The organism is Gottfriedia sp. NPDC057991 (assembly GCF_042886615.1).
Lineage (GTDB): Bacteria > Bacillota > Bacilli > Bacillales > Bacillaceae_G > Gottfriedia.
This window is the reverse complement of record NZ_JBHVQN010000002.1, coordinates 127,083-146,111: the sequence shown is the minus strand read 5'-3', so window position 1 is coordinate 146,111 and position 19,029 is coordinate 127,083. Positions and strand designations below refer to the sequence as shown.

The 19,029-nt window shown below is 32.4% G+C and carries 21 protein-coding genes; 10 read left to right on the top strand and 11 right to left on the bottom strand.

The features are described from left to right. Positions 1-48: 48 nt before the first annotated feature. From ACFVR2_RS08470 to ACFVR2_RS08460, 3 genes are all read right to left on the bottom strand, one after another. A complete protein-coding gene (locus tag ACFVR2_RS08470) occupies positions 49-705 on the bottom strand; it encodes a potassium channel family protein (RefSeq protein ID WP_387360714.1) in 657 nt (218 codons plus the stop codon). Positions 706-717: 12 nt separating this feature from the next. After that, positions 718-2,034 carry a TrkH family potassium uptake protein gene (locus ACFVR2_RS08465; RefSeq protein WP_387360712.1) on the bottom strand — a complete coding sequence of 439 codons (1,317 nt, stop codon included), beginning with the start codon at positions 2,032-2,034 and terminating at the stop codon, positions 718-720. A gap of 164 nt (positions 2,035-2,198) precedes the next feature. After that, positions 2,199-3,113, bottom strand: coding sequence for a DMT family transporter (locus ACFVR2_RS08460; RefSeq protein ID WP_387360710.1), 915 nt, complete (start codon positions 3,111-3,113; stop codon positions 2,199-2,201). 116 nt (positions 3,114-3,229) lie between these two features. Between ACFVR2_RS08460 and ACFVR2_RS08455 the strand changes: the two genes are divergently transcribed. The 4 genes from ACFVR2_RS08455 to ACFVR2_RS08440 all read left to right on the top strand — a co-directional run bounded on the left by ACFVR2_RS08455 (position 3,230) and on the right by ACFVR2_RS08440 (position 7,521). Continuing rightward, the gene (locus ACFVR2_RS08455; RefSeq protein ID WP_387360708.1) at positions 3,230-3,958 is read left to right on the top strand and encodes an alpha/beta hydrolase; all 729 of its coding nucleotides are present in this window, start codon (positions 3,230-3,232) and stop codon (positions 3,956-3,958) included. A gap of 113 nt (positions 3,959-4,071) precedes the next feature. Then, a complete protein-coding gene (locus tag ACFVR2_RS08450) occupies positions 4,072-4,587 on the top strand; it encodes a YjcG family protein (RefSeq protein ID WP_098859394.1) in 516 nt (171 codons plus the stop codon). Beyond that, a complete protein-coding gene (locus ACFVR2_RS08445; RefSeq protein WP_387360706.1) occupies positions 4,584-5,015 on the top strand; it encodes a GNAT family N-acetyltransferase in 432 nt (143 codons plus the stop codon). The genes ACFVR2_RS08450 and ACFVR2_RS08445 overlap by 4 nt, the downstream gene beginning before the upstream one ends. 211 nt (positions 5,016-5,226) lie before the next feature. Next, positions 5,227-7,521, top strand: coding sequence for an ATP-dependent helicase (locus ACFVR2_RS08440; protein WP_387360704.1), 2,295 nt, complete (start codon positions 5,227-5,229; stop codon positions 7,519-7,521). A 71-nt stretch (positions 7,522-7,592) separates the two neighbouring features. On the opposite strand, the gene ACFVR2_RS08435 is transcribed toward ACFVR2_RS08440, so the two are convergent. Together ACFVR2_RS08435 and ACFVR2_RS08430 are read right to left on the bottom strand one after the other, a co-directional pair. Further along, the gene (locus ACFVR2_RS08435; protein ID WP_387360702.1) at positions 7,593-7,790 is read right to left on the bottom strand and encodes a hypothetical protein; all 198 of its coding nucleotides are present in this window, start codon (positions 7,788-7,790) and stop codon (positions 7,593-7,595) included. 68 nt (positions 7,791-7,858) lie between these two features. After that, positions 7,859-8,209, bottom strand: a complete 351-nt coding sequence (locus tag ACFVR2_RS08430) for a DUF1360 domain-containing protein (RefSeq protein WP_387360700.1) — start codon at positions 8,207-8,209, stop codon at positions 7,859-7,861. A gap of 290 nt (positions 8,210-8,499) precedes the next feature. Between ACFVR2_RS08430 and ACFVR2_RS08425 the strand changes: the two genes are divergently transcribed. Beyond that, positions 8,500-9,039, top strand: coding sequence for a CotY/CotZ family spore coat protein (locus ACFVR2_RS08425; RefSeq protein ID WP_387360698.1), 540 nt, complete (start codon positions 8,500-8,502; stop codon positions 9,037-9,039). Positions 9,040-9,100: 61 nt separating this feature from the next. Here the strand turns inward: ACFVR2_RS08425 and ACFVR2_RS08420 are convergent, their stop codons facing one another. Further along, on the bottom strand, positions 9,101-9,631 hold the full coding sequence (locus ACFVR2_RS08420) for a CotO family spore coat protein (protein WP_387360696.1): 531 nt from the start codon (positions 9,629-9,631) through the stop codon (positions 9,101-9,103). A 242-nt stretch (positions 9,632-9,873) separates the two neighbouring features. On the opposite strand from ACFVR2_RS08420, the gene ACFVR2_RS08415 reads away from it, so the two are divergent. Next, positions 9,874-10,347: a spore coat protein gene (locus tag ACFVR2_RS08415; RefSeq protein ID WP_387360694.1), complete on the top strand. Its 474-nt coding sequence runs from the start codon at positions 9,874-9,876 to the stop codon at positions 10,345-10,347. A gap of 380 nt (positions 10,348-10,727) precedes the next feature. Next, positions 10,728-11,393: a DUF2642 domain-containing protein gene (locus tag ACFVR2_RS08410; RefSeq protein WP_387360692.1), complete on the top strand. Its 666-nt coding sequence runs from the start codon at positions 10,728-10,730 to the stop codon at positions 11,391-11,393. A gap of 365 nt (positions 11,394-11,758) precedes the next feature. Here the strand turns inward: ACFVR2_RS08410 and fabI are convergent, their stop codons facing one another. Continuing rightward, the gene (fabI, locus tag ACFVR2_RS08405) at positions 11,759-12,529 is read right to left on the bottom strand and encodes an enoyl-ACP reductase FabI (RefSeq protein WP_387360690.1); all 771 of its coding nucleotides are present in this window, start codon (positions 12,527-12,529) and stop codon (positions 11,759-11,761) included. A 380-nt stretch (positions 12,530-12,909) separates the two neighbouring features. Between fabI and ACFVR2_RS08400 the strand changes: the two genes are divergently transcribed. Together ACFVR2_RS08400 and prpE are read left to right on the top strand one after the other, a co-directional pair. After that, positions 12,910-14,073, top strand: coding sequence for an FtsW/RodA/SpoVE family cell cycle protein (locus ACFVR2_RS08400; RefSeq protein ID WP_387360688.1), 1,164 nt, complete (start codon positions 12,910-12,912; stop codon positions 14,071-14,073). 166 nt (positions 14,074-14,239) lie between these two features. Continuing rightward, positions 14,240-14,998, top strand: coding sequence for a bis(5'-nucleosyl)-tetraphosphatase PrpE (prpE, locus tag ACFVR2_RS08395; RefSeq protein ID WP_387360686.1), 759 nt, complete (start codon positions 14,240-14,242; stop codon positions 14,996-14,998). Positions 14,999-15,226: 228 nt separating this feature from the next. On the opposite strand, the gene ACFVR2_RS08390 is transcribed toward prpE, so the two are convergent. From ACFVR2_RS08390 to ACFVR2_RS08375, 4 genes are read right to left on the bottom strand one after another with little or no spacing between them, the layout of a single operon-like run. After that, positions 15,227-16,114, bottom strand: a complete 888-nt coding sequence (locus ACFVR2_RS08390) for an RluA family pseudouridine synthase (protein ID WP_387360684.1) — start codon at positions 16,112-16,114, stop codon at positions 15,227-15,229. A 14-nt stretch (positions 16,115-16,128) separates the two neighbouring features. Beyond that, positions 16,129-16,920, bottom strand: a complete 792-nt coding sequence (locus ACFVR2_RS08385) for an NAD kinase (protein WP_387360682.1) — start codon at positions 16,918-16,920, stop codon at positions 16,129-16,131. A gap of 15 nt (positions 16,921-16,935) precedes the next feature. Then, positions 16,936-17,559 carry a GTP diphosphokinase gene (gene yjbM / locus ACFVR2_RS08380; protein WP_387360680.1) on the bottom strand — a complete coding sequence of 208 codons (624 nt, stop codon included), beginning with the start codon at positions 17,557-17,559 and terminating at the stop codon, positions 16,936-16,938. Between the two features lie 15 nt (positions 17,560-17,574). Further along, entirely contained in the window at positions 17,575-17,955 is a 381-nt protein-coding gene (locus ACFVR2_RS08375) for a UPF0738 family protein (protein WP_387360678.1), read from the bottom strand. A gap of 136 nt (positions 17,956-18,091) precedes the next feature. Between ACFVR2_RS08375 and ACFVR2_RS08370 the strand changes: the two genes are divergently transcribed. Beyond that, complete coding sequence (locus tag ACFVR2_RS08370; protein WP_387360676.1) at positions 18,092-18,682, top strand: CYTH domain-containing protein; 591 nt, start codon at positions 18,092-18,094, stop codon at positions 18,680-18,682. Positions 18,683-19,029: the final 347 nt, after the last annotated feature.

Sequence of the window (19,029 nt, the reverse complement as noted above, 5' to 3'; positions counted from 1 at the left end):
AACGTTTAAACGTTCCAAATAGGTAAATATAATTAAGCCCTAATTGATTTATCCAACTTTCTTCTTAAACAATTCAATTTTTGATTTTTCTCCTACAATAAAAATTAAATCTCCACTTTGAAAAACAACGTCTCCAATTTGCGATACCATTGGCTCACCGTCGCGGATGATTAGGACAACTGTAATGCCATATTTCATTGAAAAACTCATTTCTCTTAATGTTTTACCAACCAATTTTTCAGGAATGACCGTCTCAACTCCTGCAACATTCTTTGTAATTTCGATGTATTCAATTATTCCACTCATCGCTTCCATACGTGCCGCTTTATGCCCAGCTTCCTCTTCAGGGTAAATAACTAAATCCGCTCCAATACTTTCTAAAATCCCACCAACTTCACGGTTATTTGCTTTACAAATAATTCTTTTTACTTTTCTCTCTTTCAATCTTCTCGTAATTAAGATAGAAGCTAAAGAATCCGTTCCAATTGCTACAAATACTGCATCAAATTGACTTACATTTAAATCCTCTAGAATAGACTCTTCACGCAAATCGCCAATTACTGCATATTCTGTGTACTCTTCTAATTGATCTAATGTCTTTTTATCTTTATCACAAACAACAACTTCGTGACCTAATCGATCAAATTCTTTTACAATTCCTCGCCCAAAACGTCCAGCACCTATTACCAAATATTGCTTTGGCATAAAATCTCCTCCTTACCCAACTGCTAAGTCTTTTTCCACATATTTTAATTTTTGATTATTTACTCGAAGTACGAAATAAATTAGCGTGAAGATCCCAATTCTTCCGATAAACATTAATAAAATTAAGACTATTTTTGACACGCTATGAATATTTGTTGTAATTCCTAATGATAATCCGGTATTTGTAATGGCCGAAATGACTTCTAGTAAAATTAAATCTAACTGAAACGGTTCAAAAATCGAAATAAAAATTGTTGCGGATGTGATTAATATGATAAAGCTCATCGCAATAACAAATGCACGGTCAACTACTTCTTTCTTTACGCTTGTTCTAAAAATAATTGTATCTTCCTGTGACTTAATAACGGAAAACATCTTTGCAGCTAATACCGAAACGGTTGTTAAACGAATCCCACCTGCTGCACTCGATGAAGCTCCACCTATATACATCAACACTAAAAGTATTAAGATCGCGGGCAATGTTAGTTCTGCAATATCAAGCGGTGCATATCCACCATTTCGACTTGTGACCGATAAAAAAAATGAGTTTGTTAATTGATCCAAAAAATTTAAATGTTTAAACGCATGGCCACTTTCTAAAAGCCAAAAAACAATTGTTCCAAGAATCATAAACGAAAAATGTAGACGCATATTAATCCTTGTAAATAAGGATTTCTTCTTGTTGTATTTATAGATGTACTCCATAATAGTCGGATATCCTAATCCACCTATAAAAATTAACGCTGCTGTTACAATTAGAACTAAATTATTTTTTTGAAACGAAATTAGACTATTTCCAAATAAATCAAAGCCTGTATTTGTGAAGCTTGCAATAGAATGGAATGCAGTAACTAGTAAAGTTTCTTTTACTGAGTTATATTTCTCCCTAAATTGACTGTAAAAAAATAACCCACCTATAAATTGAAAAAATAATGAGGTGTATAAAACTGACAAACTTAATCTTCTAATTGACTTAATACTACTTTGATTTTGGTCCTTAGAAACCACTAGTAAATTTGAAATCGTCATCCGTATACCGAGCATCATAAAACCGTAACTAATAAAAACAACAATTCCAATTGCACCAATTTCCATTTGAATCATTAATAATATTTTTCCCCACACATTAAATGTCTCAACTAAGTTTACTGTTGTTAGCCCAGTCACACTAATGGCACTAGTTGAAACAAATAAACTGTCTATATAACTTATATTCGAAATTCGCGTAAATGGGAGATAGTATAAGAAAGAAAATAAAAATGTAATGATTATATAAGAAAAAAATATGTAATGGAGAGGATTTTTGGCTTTTTTCTTCTTTTTTTTCATAAGTAGCTCTTTTCTCCTTTTATTTGCTGGATAAAAGTTTATGGAATATTTTTCTAATCGCTATTATCTATTCTACCTATTTTTAGTTAAAAAACAAAAAAACTTTCAAACCATATGAAAGATTTGAAAGCCTTATGAAATAATTTTTAATTTAATTGGTAGATCTAAGCTGATGAAGAATTATCTGTTTTGACTTGTATTGATGAAACTTCTTTTTGCTGTTGATATAGGTACAAGAATACACTCACAATGACGATCGTACCGCCGATTAACTGAAATGATGATAACATTTCGTGAAGAAGGAAAACCGCTAAAATAGATGCACCAACTGGTTCCCCGAGTATACTCATTGAGATTGTCGTAGCATTTACGTAATTTAATAAATAGTTATTTATAATATGTGCTAATGAAGGAATAATGGCAGATGCAATAAATATGGTCCAATCTTTTGATTGGTAATCAAAGAAATTATCCATCGTTACGATATTATAGATTGTTAAAAATGCAGCTGAAAATGCGAATACCCAAAAACTATACACCCAATGAGATGTATTTTTTACAGTTGTTTGTCCAACCATTAAATAGAGTACTGCAGCAATTACACTTAGAAATGAAAGAATATCACCTTTAAATGCTGACATACTTAAGCCGATATCACCGAATCCTATTAGACATACACCAATAATCGCGATCATCATACATATTTTAGATTGCATAGACGTGCGCTCTTTAAATACAAAGAATCCAAGAATCATTGCAACTAATGGCTGAAGAGCTAATATGATCGTTGAGCTCGCCACTGAAGTGAAAACTAATGAACCATACCATAAAATAAAATGGACAGCTAACATTAATCCACCTAAAGCGAATGATTTATAATGTGATTTTTTTAAAGCTTTTAATTCATTTTTTCGCTTCAATACAAATGGTAGCATCCATATACATGTAAACCAGAGGCGATACATGCTTAAAACAGATGGAGAAGCATTTGTCCATTTAGCTAATATAGCTGAAGTTGAAATCGCAACAATGGACAAAATTAATAATGACATCATTGCATTAGGTTGTTTTTTACTCATGTTTCACCTCTTTTAGACTTATTTTGTAAGCGTTTAATACGTTTTACTTTTCTAAATTTTTCGTATGAAGTAACATCTAATTATATCATCCTAGGGAAAAGAAGAGGAGACATTTTATGATTCAAACAAATGGTACTAGAGAAGAACATACATTATATAGTGAGCACATCAAAAAAGAAATTACATTTACAATATACTATTCAAGCATGTACACTCCGTTAATAAAACATCACTTATTAATTGCCCAAGATGGACAAGATTATTTTAATTTAGGAAAAGTTCATCGAGTAATTGAAAAATTAACAAAAGAAGGTTCAATTCAACCTACAATCATTGTAGGAATACCATATTCTTCACCAGATGAGCGCTTTAAACTATACCACCCTTCTCAGCCTGGTCAAAAAAACTATATTCGTTTTTTAGCTGAAGAATTACTTCCATATTTAGATGATCATTTACCTTTACTTGGATTAGCCCATAGCAGAACACTAATCGGCGATTCATTAGGTGGTACTGTTTCATTACAAGCTGCATTTACATACCCTAATACATTTGGACAAGTCATTATGCAATCACCATTTGTGAACGATGATGTAATAGCATTTTTAAAAAATACAAAATTAAATTCAATTCTTTCTATTGTTCAAACTGTTGGGAAACAAGAAGATAATGTTTTCACACCAAGTAAGCAATGGGTTAATTTTGTCAAAGGTGGTTTACAGTTAAAAGAATATTTAGCAAACTTCCCTGTAGAATTACATTATGCAGAATACGAAGGGGACCATACTTGGACAAACTGGGAAAAGCAACTTGACGATGTATTAAAAATTAGTTTAGCAAAATAATTCGTGAAACTTAGCGATTTTCAAAAAATTTGGTATAATTAAAATTAGTTATTTTTCTTTCGTTAATTTTTTCAAATTAAAATATAAAGTATCGCAAACAGGAGGTAATTTTTATGAAATGTGGCGTTGTTTTTTTTCCATCTAATTTCGTTCAAGAAAAGGCTAATGAGTATAGAAAACGTTTTGATCCAGCCTATACGTTAATCTCTCCTCATGTTACATTAAGAAGTGGATTCGAATTAAGTGAAGATCAACTTCCAAATATTATTTCACAATTAAATGAAATTGCGAGTCAAATTGAACCATTTGAATTGGAAATTAATAAAGTAAGTTCTTTTGCACCAGTTAATAATGTCATCTATTTAAAAGTTACACCTGTTGAAGCATTAAAAGAGCTTCATGAAAAAATGCACACTGGCGCTTTCCCAGAAATTAAAGATTATGCATTCGTACCGCATATTACAATCGGTCAGCAATTACAAGATGCTGAATTTGCTGATATTCTAGGCCAGTTACGTATGATTCAATTTAGTTACAATGAAGTAGTAGATAACTTTAAATTAGTTTACCAATTAGAAAACGGTGCTTGGGAAGTGTATGAAACATTTAAATTAGGAGCAAAAAAATGAGCATTCGCACAATAGTCGCAGCAACAGACGCAAGTATACAAGACGCTCTTAAAGTACGAGTAGAAGTTTTTGTAGAGGAACAGCAAATTTCAAGAGAATTAGAGTTTGATGGCCTTGACAAAGAATGTATACATTTTGTTTCATACGATGGAGAACAACCGATTGCTGCAGGTCGACTTAGATTAATCGAATCGACTGGAAAAGTTCAGCGAATTTGCGTTTTAAGTAACTATCGAGGTAAAAAAATTGGGAATGAAATTATGTACTTAATTCATAAAACTGCAAAGGAAAAAGGCTTAAATCAATTAGTCCTACACGCACAAGAATCTGCCATTCCTTTTTATGAAAAATTAGGATATGAAATCTCTTCCGAAATATTTTTTGAAGCTGGAATTCCACATGCCGAAATGAAACTAAAATTAAATTAAACATACTTAGAACTATGATTCAATTGAATCATAGTTTTTTTATGGGAATTTACAAAACTATACTCTAGGCTATATGTCAAACAACGGTCTTACTAATGTATTTAGTACTATACAGATGAAAAGATACTTTTTTCCCATTAAAATTCACTTTTCGTACACAAATCTTTTTGGTAACATAGATGAGTCTGCTTTAATTTTAAGGGGGAAAATAATGAAAATTGCAAACTATCAAAATCAATCAATCTATTTACCAGAATTCCCTCGATCAAGATATGAGGAAATATATCAAGCCAGTATTCGTGGGGAAGTTAAATGTGTTAATTGTCATCAAACATTAAGTTTCACTTTAACTATTTATGATATTCCTCATTTTTATCATATGAACAAAGAGCAAAATCTACCATGTATAAATCATACCGTGGAGTTGGAGCAAGAAATTATTGCTAGATTTGAAAATAATAATTCTACTACCGAAAATACTAACGAGCGTATTATTAAACTACCTACTAAGCGTTCAATCTCAAATACAGCTACAATCGAAAAAATAGATGAAAATCAATTTATTAATAGACTACCTTTTTACAATATTTCACCATATAAAAAAATTGAACAAAAAACGGATGAATTTGTGATCAATCAAATTTCATTAGATTCACAACAATGGAATGCTGTTACTCATATCGGTTCACCATTACTTGTACTTGCTGGAGCCGGAAGTGGTAAAACACGAGTTATTACAACACGAGCAATGCACTTAATGAATAGTGGTATACTCCCGCATGAAATGATGCTCGTAACATTCACCTCAAAAGCATCTGCAGAAATGAAAGAACGAATGAAAGGTCTAGGTTACCCTATTCAACAGATGGAAATTGGTACCTTTCATAGTATTTTCTATAAAATGCTTTTACGTTTTGATCGTGCTAAATGGGATTCAAGTCGATTAATTAAATCAGATTTTCAAAAGGAGATCATGTTAAAGCAAATTGGTCGACGACTTGAAATTGATGAAAAGTCATTTGCATACGATCAAGCGATTCAACAAATCGGCTTATGGAAGAACTCTTGTGTTTATCCACATGAGATTAGATCAAAGGATGCTTGGGAAGAACAGGTCGCTTCACTTTATGAAGGCTATGAATCATTAAAAAAGCAAAACGGGCAATTTGATTTTGACGATATGTTACTCGGTTGCTTTGAAATGTTAAATGAAAATAATGAATTACTTTTACATTATCAAAATCGATTTAAATGTTTATTAGTGGATGAGTTTCAAGATATTAATAAAATCCAATTCAATATTCTAAAAATCCTTTTTCAACATACAGAAAATATTACAGCTGTTGGTGATGATGACCAGTCAATTTATGCGTTTAGAGGAAGTGATCCAAAGTTTATCTTAGACTTTAAAGAGCATTTCCAAGGATCTAAAATTTATCATTTAAGTGAAAATTATCGTTCCACCCACGGGATTGTATCATTGGCAAACGAAGTCATTAAACCTAATAAAAACCGTTTTGTCAAATCAATGCATGCTCAATATGACTACGATCAAGTACCTTCTTTCTTCTTTCCATACGATGAAGAAGAAGAAGCAACGATGATTATTAATGATATGAAAGAAAAAATTAATAACGGTGCAAATCCAGGACAATTTGCAATTTTGTATCGCACTAATACTGCATCTAGGGCTGTTTTTGAGCGATTAATTGGAACAAGCTTACCATTTACTATCGATCAAGATGGTGACTCATTTTATGATCGACCGATTATTCGAAAAATGATCTCTTTCCTACTATTAATAGGAGATGAGGACCACCAAGCAGCATTGAAAGAAATATTACCTGTCTTTTTCCTAAAACAACAAGCATTTCAAGATGCAAAAATGAATAGTGTTATGCAAAATCTATCTTTCTTAGAAGCATTCACCACTATTAAAAGTGCAGCACCATTTCAAATTAAAAAAATTGAGAACCTGATAAAGATTTTACGTTATTTAAAAATCGCATCTCCACTAGAAGCAATTGAGCGAATTGAAGAAAGTCCAGCATTTATGGACTATATTAAAAAACGTGGAAATGAGTCTAATAAAATCGAAAGACCTTCTGATGATTTAAGAGATTTAAAGGTTGTAAGCAAAAATTTCAAATCAATTAGAGAGTTTGTTGAACACGCATTTCATATCTCAGCTAAATTTAAAGAATATAAGCAGAAAAAAAATCAGTCATCACAAGGTAATATTTCGCTTTTAACAGCTCATCGTTCAAAGGGATTAGAGTATGATTATGTCTATATTCTAGGTGTTGTAGACGGAGGATTCCCTCATGATTATGCTTTAGAATCTTTAAAAAATGGTAACTTAGATCAACTAGAAGAAGAACGTCGCCTTCTATATGTGGCATGTACAAGAGCTAGAAAGCTATTATACTTATCGATTCTTCAAAAAAGAAGAGGGAAAAAAGCTAATTCATCAAGATTAATTCGACGTTTTATTAATAAGAAATGAGATTGGCCAACGAACTTAAATAAGTACAAAAAATTAAGGTGAGCAAAAGTATGCTCACCTTTTTTTATGGATTATCGTCTAGTTGTTCTTCCGCTACAGCCACAACCTGATTTTTTCTCATAGCCGGCCGGAGCACCTTGGTAATATGGGTTATAGTTCGCTTGATTCATTTGTTGCTGCATTTGTTGTTGTTGCATTTGGTACTGCTGTTGTTGCTGGAGTTGTTGCCATTGAAAAGGAGTCATTTGACCTTGACCTTGATTATACATATCTTCCCTCCTATATAAGTCTATTCATAATAGTATATGAAAGGAATTTTCAATCGTTCTACATAAAATTACGAATTCAGTCTATTAACAATCGTTTCTATTACGCCTGCTGCTCCTGCAATTGCTAATAAAATGATGATGAATTCTCCCACATGTGGGAAGAACACATTTATTAATAGTAAAAACGCTGTACACCAAATTCCACTACACCAAGTACAACTTAATAACTCACCAAAAAAGTATTGGATTCCACTTCCTTTAATCTTTGTATAAGTAACTGGCATCCCATTTTCTTCAAGAGTTATTTCATCAATAAAAGGCCTTCTTAGAAAAGCTGTTATTTTATCGTGGACAACTAAACGAGTCAATCGAAAGCTTGCCAAAATTAAGATGAATAGCAACAACCAACTTATATCCATGTTTAGTACGGGGACAAGGGATATGGATGCAAGGGGTAAATAATCTCACTTCCTTACCCTACATTTATGCTCCTCTAATCCCTTCCAACCCTTCTCCTCCCCTTTTCTTTTTTACTCTCCCTATTCCCCTTTTACAGATTTAAGCTCTTCTTTGTCCTTCTAGCTTTAACTGTACTACTTTGCTCCTAAGCCCATTTATCTAAAAAAGCAAAAATCTTCAGTAACCGTTTTTCGCCTGCTTAATATCATAGTAATGTAATATCCATCTAAAGTGATAAGGAGTGAAAATAATGAGTTGCAAAGACAACCACGACAAAAAAAGAAACCATTGTGTATGTGACGTTGTAAAATTCATAAATGATCTACAAGATTGCGCAACACACACTTGCCCAACAGGTTGTGACGTTCCATTCTTAGGTGCTAACCCTAATGTACCACTTGCAAATACTCGCCCTTTCCTATTGTATTTAGCAAACGGTGAATTATTTAGAGTACCAGCATTTAATAATAATATGATGGCAGTTATGGCTCAACAAGCTAATAATCAAAATCAAGACGGCAACCAAAACAAAAACGCTCAAGTCAACAATTGCCAAGATACAGTTGTTTTCCGTGTTGAAAGTGTAGACGATGATTGCTGTGCAGTATTAAGAGCATTGGTTCCAGTTAATCAAAACCAACAAGGCGGCGGAAACAAAAACAACCAAAATACTTTCTGCGAATTAGTAGAAGCTGAAATGTTTGTAGCATCAAACACTTGTGTAACTGTTGACTTAGATTGCTTCTGTGCAATCCAATGCTTACGTGACGTACACGTTTCAAATCTGTAAGTTTAATGTAAACTAAAAAACTATGGGTGGTAGATCATGTATCTACCACCTTTTTAACGTCTTAAATACCTACCATTTGTATACTTACAATACTTTGAATATCTAATTCTATATCATTTATTTTTGAAGAAACCTTAATTGATACCTTTCCTTCGTTGTAAGCCATAATATAGCCAATATATAAATCTTTATCTGTTCGAATTCGGCACTCAACCTTTGGAATATAATGAGGCTTATTTATCATAAATAAAACCTTTTCTTCATTCGTCATAGCTTTAAATGGTTTTTTCATCCAAGTATTATCTGCTTCGACTTGTTCTTCTTGTTCTTCTTGTTCTTCTTGTTCTTCTTGTTGCTCTTCTTGTTCATCTAAATTCACAACATCTTCTAATTCCTCTAGTTCTTCTGAATCTTCTAGTTCTTCTACTTCTACGTATTTAGAAGCTACATATTCTTTATCCTTTTGTTTTTGATCCTGATTATTTACTTTGACCACATAAGAGTGTTGTACGTTCAACTTGGCTTCTTGAAAATCCGGCTGCGCAATATATAATAATGGCTTTACACCTTCTTTAGACTCTTTTCTTGCCATTGTTGTTCCTCCCTCGTAAGTGTGCTCTCATAAATTATATGAACGGACAATATTTATCATGTTACTTTTTTCTCAAACAAGTAACCTACAAATTTGATCGAAATAATAAATATTTGCCTATCAACACTTGACTAATTTTATACATATTCGTATAAATTGGACAAATATCCTAGTACAAACGATTGACAGGGCACATATAAATACATTGTAACCGCACAGAAAAAACAAGGAGCGATGAAAAAGTGAATAAAGAGTTATTCTCAGTATTCGTAGGTAAAGGAGTTAGAATTGGTCGAGGAGGTCATGAATCTAAAGAAGGTTTATTACTTGGTGCATATGGAACACATATTGCTCTTTTTACAGAGGCTGATGGTGTAATTTACTTCCCTTATACTCATATTAAAAGCGTAACTTCATTTGCAAAAGGTAGATTATCTTATGATGAAATGTTCAATACGATTGAATTATTACCAAACGAGAGTTTTGTAGACTTATTAAATTCTCAAGTTAGACAATGGGTAAAAATTAATCGCGGTGGCCACGACAAAGTTGAAGGCATTCTTCTAGATGCAAACCATGATTATGTAGAAATTTCTTTTAACGATGAACTAGTGTATATTGCTACTTATCATGTAAAAAGTGTAAGTTTTGGAGAAAAATTTGAAGTTTACGAAAGAAGTAATACGACAAGCCAAACATTAAGAAGAAGAAAATAATGTTTAGAAAGGTCGTTTTATGAAATAAAACGACCCTTTTTTTATAAAACTTTGACCCTCGATGCCATTCTAATTATGTAAAACCATAATAAAGTAATTTGAAACTATACTTAATTTTGAGTGGTAATCAATAGAGCATTGGAAGTATGCTATTATGAAATAACTGATCCAACTATAAAATTTTCAAACTTAATAATCTTTTTTCATTCATATAAGACAGGCACTACCTACCTTGCCAATCTTTAAATGAAATGATTGATTTTATTTAGACAAACTATCATCCTAATTGATATGTCCATATTAATAAAATTGAAAATCCTTTTTCAGAAATGAACATGTCTGAATAATAATGATTTATCTTTTTAAGAAAGGAGAAAATCATGGCAAGTTTCAAAAATTTTCTCAACAAACAAGTTACAATTGAAATATCTGGTAACAGTAATGTTGATGGAATCTTAATTGAAGTTGGAAATGATTTATTAGTTGTTTTCAATGGTGAAAATTTCCTTTATATTCCACTACTTCATATTCATAATCTTAGTGAAAGTATACTCGAAGAATCCTTTGGTGTTGTTCCTTCCCTACAAGAATTAGAACACGAAAAAGATGAGTTATCTTTACGTAAAGTATTAACTGCTGCCAAAGGGATTTTTGTAGAAATTAATCTATCAAATAATCATTCTTTTCATGGCTTTATTACAACCATCATGAATAATTACTTCGTATTCTATTCACCGATTTATAAAATCATGTATATATCCCTACAGCATTTAAAGTGGTTAACCCCGTATCTCACTGAAAAAACCCCTTATATGTTAAGTCATAATTTATTACCTGTTAATCCTTCTAATATCCCTTTAGCACGCACGTTAGACGTTCAATTAAATAAGTTGATTGGTGAATTAGTCGTAATGAACAGTGGAGAAAATTACGAATATATAGGTAAGTTGAGTTCCATTGACTCAAATTTCATAGAGTTGACTACATCTAGAGGAGAAAGCAAATTAGTAGGTCTTCGTCATTTAAAATCAATTTTTATTCCGTAAGAAATAATAAAATTTAAATGCCACATTTAAAATAGAAAAGTGCCTATTTATGATCATCATAAAAAGGCACCTTTTTTATTTGACTAATGTTAGGTTGATTTCCCTAACAGAATGTTTACCCATATAAGGAAGGACGCTTATTTCCACTGCAGCATGCACGCTTTTCATGGGGGCATGCGCTGAGCTTCCTCGTTGCAATTGATTCCCTCAACTAAAATATGAGTTGAGCAACATCCGTTCCAATCTGGCATGAGTATGTTATTTTCTTCCTCTGGCTGTTTTACTTACTCATGAACCCTTTATGAGTATTGTCAACCCGAAAAAAAGAATAGAAGTCATTTAGACTTCTATTCTTCCTGCTCTTCTTATCCCATTATATGGTATCCTGAATCAACATGAATGTTTTCTCCAGTAATACCTCTTGCTAAGTCACTAAATAAGAATAAAGCAGAATCTCCTACTTCTTCTTGTGTTACGTTTCTACGTAATGGAGCTTTTTCTTCGATCTCTTTTAAGATTGTATTAAAGTCGCCAACTCCTTTTGCAGAAAGCGTACGGATTGGTCCTGCAGAGATTGAGTTTACGCGAATATTGTCTTTCCCTAAATCGTTTGCTAAATAGCGTACAGAAGCTTCTAGAGCTGCTTTAGATACACCCATTAGGTTATAGTTTTGCATTACACGCTCTCCACCTAAGTAAGTTAGCGTAACAATGCTTCCACCTTCAACCATTAATGGTTTTGCTTCACGAGCTACACCTACTAAAGAGTAAGCACTAATGTTTTGTGATAATAAGTAACCATCACGGCTTGTGTCTACAAAATCACCTTTTAAATCCTCTTTATTAGCAAAAGCGATACAGTGTGCTACACCATGAATTGTGCCTACTTGCTCTTTAATTGATGCAAAGCATTTTGCTAAATCTTCATCACTAGTTACATCACATTGAACTAAAAGATTGTTAGGATTTTCTAGTGAGTCAGCTAATTCACGAACACCTTTTTCTAATCTTTCACTTGCGTATGTAAAAATTAAATTTGCTCCCGCGCTATGTAATGATTGTGCAATACCCCAAGCGATACTACGGAAGTTTGCAACACCCATAACAACAAAAGTTTTGCCTTGTAATGAAATCATATCATTCATCTCCTTTATTATTAGTTATTAGTACTAGATACTAAAATAGTAGCACAAATACGATGAATTGAAAATAGTAAAGTTAAATATAGCTTTATCCACATAAAGAAAACTCGTCGACTGACGAGCCTTTTTAAACGAAGTCAGAGGCGTAGTTGCACTTATACTTTATTCCTAGAATTGGCTACCACGTCGAGTACTATTCCTAGCTGCCAATTTATATTTTAAAGTGAAAAATATAAATATAATAGTTTATTTAAAAAGAGTTTATAGTTTTGAATTCCTTTAAAGACAAAAATAAATTATAATGATGATTGTCGTACATTAAAAGTGCCTATTTAAAAGCATACTAATAAAACTTATTATAGAGAGGTGAGGACATGAAGGAAGACCGTACATCTCCCTTTCAAATTGATTTCAAATTACTTTTTATTCTTTTTTGTATTGCCGCTGTAAGTTATCTTGCAATTACTAGTGCAATGCCAAGCCTTCCTGCAAATCTAAGAAACATCAATTTCGCTGGCCAACAAATTAAATGGTATATCATTGGACTTGTTGGTATTGCTTTAATTATGATTATTGATTTTGATCGATATAAAAATGTAATTTGGTATATGTATGGAATTGGACTACTCCTGCTACTTGGATTAGAACTGCATATCCCAGGTGCTAAAACTATCAAAGGTGCAACGGCATGGTACACTTTACCTGGTATTGGTAACTTCCAACCATCTGAATTAATGAAAATTTTTATGATCATTATTTTAGGAACGATTATTTCAAGACATAATGAAACGTACGCTGTTCGTGGAAAGAGAGAAGATATTTTACTTTTAGGTAAAATATTCGGTATTGCATTGCCTCCTTTACTACTAATTGCGAAAGAGCCTGACTTAGGAAATACAATGGTTATGTGTGCAATTATCGCAACAATGATTTTAATTTCTGGAATTCGTTGGCGCTATATTCTAGGACTAGTTGTATTAACGATTGGCCTTGGTGCTTTCATGGTTTATTTGTACTTTTATCATTTTGAATTTTTCACATCGCATGTGCTTGAGGAATACCAGTTAAATCGTTTTTACGGTTGGTTAGCACCGTATGAATACCCTTCTCAAGGTTATCAGCTTACTCAGGCATTAATGGCAGCTGGTTCTGGTTTACTTACGGGTAAAGGGTTCCATAACGGTGAAGCATACTTCCCTGAGCCACATACAGATTTTATTTTCACAGTAATCTGCGAACAATACGGTTTCATAGGTGCAAGTGTAGTAATTTCATTATTCTTCTTATTAATTTATCGAATGATTCATATTGCTTTAGAAAGTAACGACAAATTTGGTAGCTATCTTTGTGCTGGTGTAGTCGGAATGTTTACTTTCCAGATTTTCCAAAATATTGGTATGACGATCGGTCTACTACCGATTACAGGGATTACTCTACCATTCGTAAGTTACGGAGGAAGTTCTCTAGCAACTAATCTTCTTGCAATTGGATTCATCCTTAATGTAAGATCTAGAACAAATAAGTATATGTTTGACTGATAGAGTATAGATACAAAAAAGACTGGGGTAAAGATCTAATGAAGATCTTTACCCCTTCTTTTTTTATTATAGCAATACCGCTTCATGGAAAGTTCTTTGATGCTGCTTTTTTGGGGCATACTACGAATATTACTTGTTGAAATAACAGACTAAAAGGATTGATAGAATGAAATACGATATTATCGGTGATATTCATGGTTGCTATAATGAATTTGTTGAATTAACTAATAAACTTGGTTATTCGTGGGAGAATAATATTCCTGTTCACCCTGAAAATCGAAAGTTAGTTTTTGTGGGTGATTTAACGGATCGAGGACCTAATTCGCTTGCAGTTATTAAAGTAGTATATGAACTTGTGATGAAGCATAAGAAAGCACATTATTCACCAGGGAATCATTGTAATAAACTTTATCGTTATTTTCTAGGTCGCAATGTAAAAATTCAACATGGACTTGAAACAACAGTTGCTGAATTAGAGTCAGTTAGTGGTAAAGAAAGGAGCCATTATCAGGCATCGTTTAAAAAACTTTATGAAGGTTCCCCACTTTATAATGTTTTAGACAATGGAAAATTAGTTGTTAGTCATGCTGGTATACGTGAGGATATGATTGGTAAGCATTCAAATAATGTTAAAACATTCGTTTTATATGGAGATATTAACGGGGAAGTGCTTCCAAATGGGATGCCTGTAAGAAAAGATTGGGCTAAAGAGTATAAAGGTAAAGCATTAATTGTTTATGGTCATACTCCAATTAAGGAACAAAGGGAATTAAATAATACAATTAATATTGATACTGGCGCTGTCTTTGGTGGTAAACTAACAGCATTTTCGTATCCAGAACATAAATATACCCATGTACAATCTTCCATGCCATACATTGAAGAAAAATTTAGTTTTTACGAAGAAAAAGAAAGCAGTGTTTAGGAAAGTCATGATGATCCTGTAATAGAAAATTTTAGCTTAAATAGATACAAAAAAAGTAGGCTTCTAATCGGAACCTACTTTTTTGCTGATAATGTAAGCGCTCACTTATCAGCTTAATATATTAGTCTCTTCCATCCCCATGGAGAAACACTACATACTAAAAATAATCTATTATTCATATATTGTCAATAAATTATACAAAATTTAGACAAATTTATTACTTGACATTCACGACTCCAATAATCTCTTTAAATCAGCAGGTAAAGCGATTTCAAAGTTTTTTTCCGTATGATCAATCGGATGAAAAAATGACAATTGATAACTATGCAATGCCTGTCTTTTTAATAGATCCGTATTACCTCCATATAAGTCATCCCCGATTAATGGATGTCCAATCGAAGACATATGAACCCGGATTTGATGTGTTCGCCCTGTTTCCAATTCTAATTCAACAACTGAGTTGTCTCTATTTACGACAAGGACCTTATAATGTGTGATTGCTTCTTGTCCCTCTTCAGAAACAATACGCTCAATAATACTATCACTTTTCCTAGCAATCTTTACTCGTATTACCCCTTCTGTATCATTCATTTGTCCATGAACGATTGCTAAATATTTTCTTTGTACATTTTTTAATTCATTTTTCGAAAACAAATAATGAATATAACGATTTTTGGCAACCAACATTAATCCCGAAGTATCTTTGTCTAATCGAGTTACTATATGAATGGTCGATTGGAGCCCAATTGTTTGATAATAAAATAATAATCCATTTGCAAGGGAACCACTAGGATGCTCTCTAGAAGGTATACTTGGAATTCCAAAAGGTTTATTTATGACTAATACAGCATCATCTTCATAAACAATTTCAAAAGGAATATCTTCAGCTATAAGTTCCTCACTCGGTTTCTCGATTGGAAAATAAATCTGTACAAGATCTAATTCTTTTAAAATTGTACGGACAGTTTTTTCTTCATCGTTTACGGTAATTTTTCCACCTTGAAATTTTATATCTGTGAGAGCACGTTTAGAGAGCTCCTTTAATTTAAGAAACTCCCTAAGTAAAATTCCATTATGCTCTTTTTTTACTTCCCATGATAAACTAAATTGCTTCATATTCTTCACCATTTTTATTTAACAAAAGAATCAACGACACGCTTCCAAAACGGAAAAGGTCTAAAACGTGCAAAACGTACTTTTTCATGAGCAACTCGACATTGAATCGATTTAACATCTTGATGCACTATTGTTTTATGATCTAATGTAATTTGAAAATTTGCGTTTCTTACTGGTTTCAGTAAGCAAGTATGATGTTTCGGTAAAACAAGAGGTGAACCAATTGTACGAAAAACTCGATTATTAATTGATGCCATCTCAGCAATTTGAATCGCTTCAATTGATGGATGAATAATTGCTCCACCAAGTGCTTTATTATACGCTGTACTTCCTGAAGGGGTAGAAATACAAAGACCGTCACCTCTAAATGTCTCAAAATGCTGACCTTTTATTTCAACATCAATTACTAATGTACCTTCAAGACCTTTTATCGTACATTCATTTAAAGCTAATGTTTGCATTTCTTTTCTTCCATCCTTATAACGGATGATCACTTCCAATAAAGGATATTCAACTACTTGAAATGGAGTCTTCGCAATTGCAATAACAAGCTTTTCTACCTCACTTGGTACCCAATCAGCGTAAAACCCTAAATGCCCAGTATGAACCCCTACGAAAGATACTTTATCGAGAAGATGAGTGTAATGATGAAAAGCATGAAGTAAGGTCCCATCACCGCCTACAGATATGGCGATTTCAGGCTCTTCTTCATCAAATATAAAATTAAAACTCTCTAAATAATCTCTCATTCGTTTCGTCAGTTCATTGGACTCTTGATCGCCCTTAGACATAATTACGAATTTCATTTTCTCGTCCTTTCCTTATTGGTCGTTTTTTTTCGAAAACTCTGCTTGCGCCTCTTGAATCTCACCTCTAATAAGAGACATTTCTTCATCTAATAGAAACGCTGCTTCAGCCGCTCTTTGTAATCGTTCATGGATATTTTCAGGATATTTCCCTTTATACTTATAATTTAAAGAATGCTCTATTGTTGCCCAAAAATTCATCGCAAGTGTTCTTATTTGAATTTCAACTAAAACTTTTCGTTCACCTTCAATTGTTTGAACTGGATATTCAACAACTACATGATAAGAACGATATCCGCTATCCTTTTTATTTGTAATATAATCTCGCTCTTCTACAATTGTAAAATCTTTCCGTTTGCGAAGAAGCTCAACTACATTTTTAATATCTTCTACAAATTGGCACATCATTCTCAGACCGGCAATATCCTGTAATTCAGTTTCTAAATTCGCTAATGGAATACCTTTTCTAATTGTCTTATTAACAATGCTATGAATAGGCTTAACTCTCCCAGTTACAAACTCAATTGGGGAATGCTGATTAGTTTCTTCAAACTGTTTTCTAATCCCTTTTAACTTTATTTTCAATTCACTTACTGCTTGTTCATAAGGTGCTAAAAAACTTTCCCATTGACCATTCATCCAATCACCACCAACTTACTTCTCTTCTAAAAATGCGCTTTGAACTTGCTTAACAAATTCTTCTCCATAGTTAAAATTACCTTCAACATTTTGGATTAAATAAGTTAACTCATCATTCCAATTATTTAGTGAAAGACTCTTTTCACCAACCTTTAAAAATACGTTTAACTTTTGATCATTTGCTTTTTTCAATTCCGACCAATACTCATAAGGAACTGTAACATATACAAATTCTTCATTTTCTTCTAATATATACAATAGTGAACTTTGATCTGAGTCTGCAATCATTGTTCCTACTTCATGACACTGTTCTAAATTCATTTTTGTATCGTCGATTAATAGAAATAAACCATCTTCATTTATATTTATTCCATTTATTTCAAGCATTTTTCTCATCACTGAAACCTCAACCTTTTTAATGTATGTATTTTATATAATTTTGACCATTTCTATTGTAACATATCAAATAGAAAATAAACGACGACTAGCACATTCAATACCAAAAATAATACTAAAATAGAAGGAGTTAATTATGGCTAAAGAAATTGAAATTGAATTTAAGAACTTATTAACAAAAGAGGAATTTGAAAAGCTAAAATCCTATTTCCAAATTAACGAGTCGAGTTTCCAATCACAAACTAATTATTATTTTGAAACACCTGATTTTACAATTAAAGAACATGGTGGAGCGTTAAGAATCCGCAAAAAGTCCCTAACTTCATTTACTTTAACTTTAAAAATAAAACAAGCAGTCGGACATTTAGAATTTAATCAAAAAATTAGTGAAACTGAAGCATCGACTATGCTAAAAACATACGCTCTTCCAGAAGGAGAAGTAAAAGAATATATCCACGAAGTAAATTTAAACTTAAATTCCCTAGTATTAATTGGGGACCTAACAACAAACAGAGCAGAATTTTCATATGAAAATGGATTATTAGTTTTAGACCACAGTACATATTTAAATCACGAGGATTATGAGTTAGAATTCGAAGTTTCGGATGAAAACATTGGTAAACAACAGTTTATCAATCTGTTAGAGAATCTTCAAATTCCTCAACGTAAAACATTAAATAAAATTAGACGCTTTTTTAATGTAAAACAAGGAAATCAGGCTAACTGACATCTGGGCACCATTTTGCTGAAATAGCACAACGCAAATAGTTACTTTTAAACGCAAAAAAAACCTAAAGGGTATTAGACTGCATCCCTTAAAGTAGATGTTGAAAAAACCCTCCGTTGGGCAACATTGAATTTAAGGGGTGTTTTTTGCAGTTCTCTCATCCATATTTGCAGACCAGACTTTTTCCTCGTTTCCATTTCACAAATTGATTTTGCAATCCGCTCAGACTTCAGGACACCAACCTTTTTTTCACCTTACTCTAATGAATTAAGGAAATATTAATAGATTAATGAAAAATAGTGCATCATATTTGAAATATTAACTATCCGTTGCTACAATACCATTAG

What these genes read in the sequence shown, in the direction of transcription:
- ACFVR2_RS08470 (WP_387360714.1), bottom strand. Translation starts at nt 705, where the DNA reads ATGCCAAAGCAATATTTGGTAATAGGTGCTGGACGTTTTGGGCGAGGA.
- ACFVR2_RS08465 (WP_387360712.1), bottom strand. Translation starts at nt 2,034, where the DNA reads ATGAAAAAAAAGAAGAAAAAAGCCAAAAATCCTCTCCATTACATATTT.
- ACFVR2_RS08460 (WP_387360710.1), bottom strand. Translation starts at nt 3,113, where the DNA reads ATGAGTAAAAAACAACCTAATGCAATGATGTCATTATTAATTTTGTCC.
- ACFVR2_RS08455 (WP_387360708.1), top strand. Translation starts at nt 3,230, where the DNA reads ATGATTCAAACAAATGGTACTAGAGAAGAACATACATTATATAGTGAG.
- ACFVR2_RS08450 (WP_098859394.1), top strand. Translation starts at nt 4,072, where the DNA reads ATGAAATGTGGCGTTGTTTTTTTTCCATCTAATTTCGTTCAAGAAAAG.
- ACFVR2_RS08445 (WP_387360706.1), top strand. Translation starts at nt 4,584, where the DNA reads ATGAGCATTCGCACAATAGTCGCAGCAACAGACGCAAGTATACAAGAC.
- ACFVR2_RS08440 (WP_387360704.1), top strand. Translation starts at nt 5,227, where the DNA reads ATGAAAATTGCAAACTATCAAAATCAATCAATCTATTTACCAGAATTC.
- ACFVR2_RS08435 (WP_387360702.1), bottom strand. Translation starts at nt 7,790, where the DNA reads ATGTATAATCAAGGTCAAGGTCAAATGACTCCTTTTCAATGGCAACAA.
- ACFVR2_RS08430 (WP_387360700.1), bottom strand. Translation starts at nt 8,209, where the DNA reads ATGGATATAAGTTGGTTGTTGCTATTCATCTTAATTTTGGCAAGCTTT.
- ACFVR2_RS08425 (WP_387360698.1), top strand. Translation starts at nt 8,500, where the DNA reads ATGAGTTGCAAAGACAACCACGACAAAAAAAGAAACCATTGTGTATGT.
- ACFVR2_RS08420 (WP_387360696.1), bottom strand. Translation starts at nt 9,631, where the DNA reads ATGGCAAGAAAAGAGTCTAAAGAAGGTGTAAAGCCATTATTATATATT.
- ACFVR2_RS08410 (WP_387360692.1), top strand. Translation starts at nt 10,728, where the DNA reads ATGGCAAGTTTCAAAAATTTTCTCAACAAACAAGTTACAATTGAAATA.
- fabI (WP_387360690.1), bottom strand. Translation starts at nt 12,529, where the DNA reads ATGATTTCATTACAAGGCAAAACTTTTGTTGTTATGGGTGTTGCAAAC.
- ACFVR2_RS08400 (WP_387360688.1), top strand. Translation starts at nt 12,910, where the DNA reads ATGAAGGAAGACCGTACATCTCCCTTTCAAATTGATTTCAAATTACTT.
- prpE (WP_387360686.1), top strand. Translation starts at nt 14,240, where the DNA reads ATGAAATACGATATTATCGGTGATATTCATGGTTGCTATAATGAATTT.
- ACFVR2_RS08390 (WP_387360684.1), bottom strand. Translation starts at nt 16,114, where the DNA reads ATGAAGCAATTTAGTTTATCATGGGAAGTAAAAAAAGAGCATAATGGA.
- ACFVR2_RS08385 (WP_387360682.1), bottom strand. Translation starts at nt 16,920, where the DNA reads ATGAAATTCGTAATTATGTCTAAGGGCGATCAAGAGTCCAATGAACTG.
- yjbM (WP_387360680.1), bottom strand. Translation starts at nt 17,559, where the DNA reads ATGAATGGTCAATGGGAAAGTTTTTTAGCACCTTATGAACAAGCAGTA.
- ACFVR2_RS08375 (WP_387360678.1), bottom strand. Translation starts at nt 17,955, where the DNA reads ATGAGAAAAATGCTTGAAATAAATGGAATAAATATAAATGAAGATGGT.
- ACFVR2_RS08370 (WP_387360676.1), top strand. Translation starts at nt 18,092, where the DNA reads ATGGCTAAAGAAATTGAAATTGAATTTAAGAACTTATTAACAAAAGAG.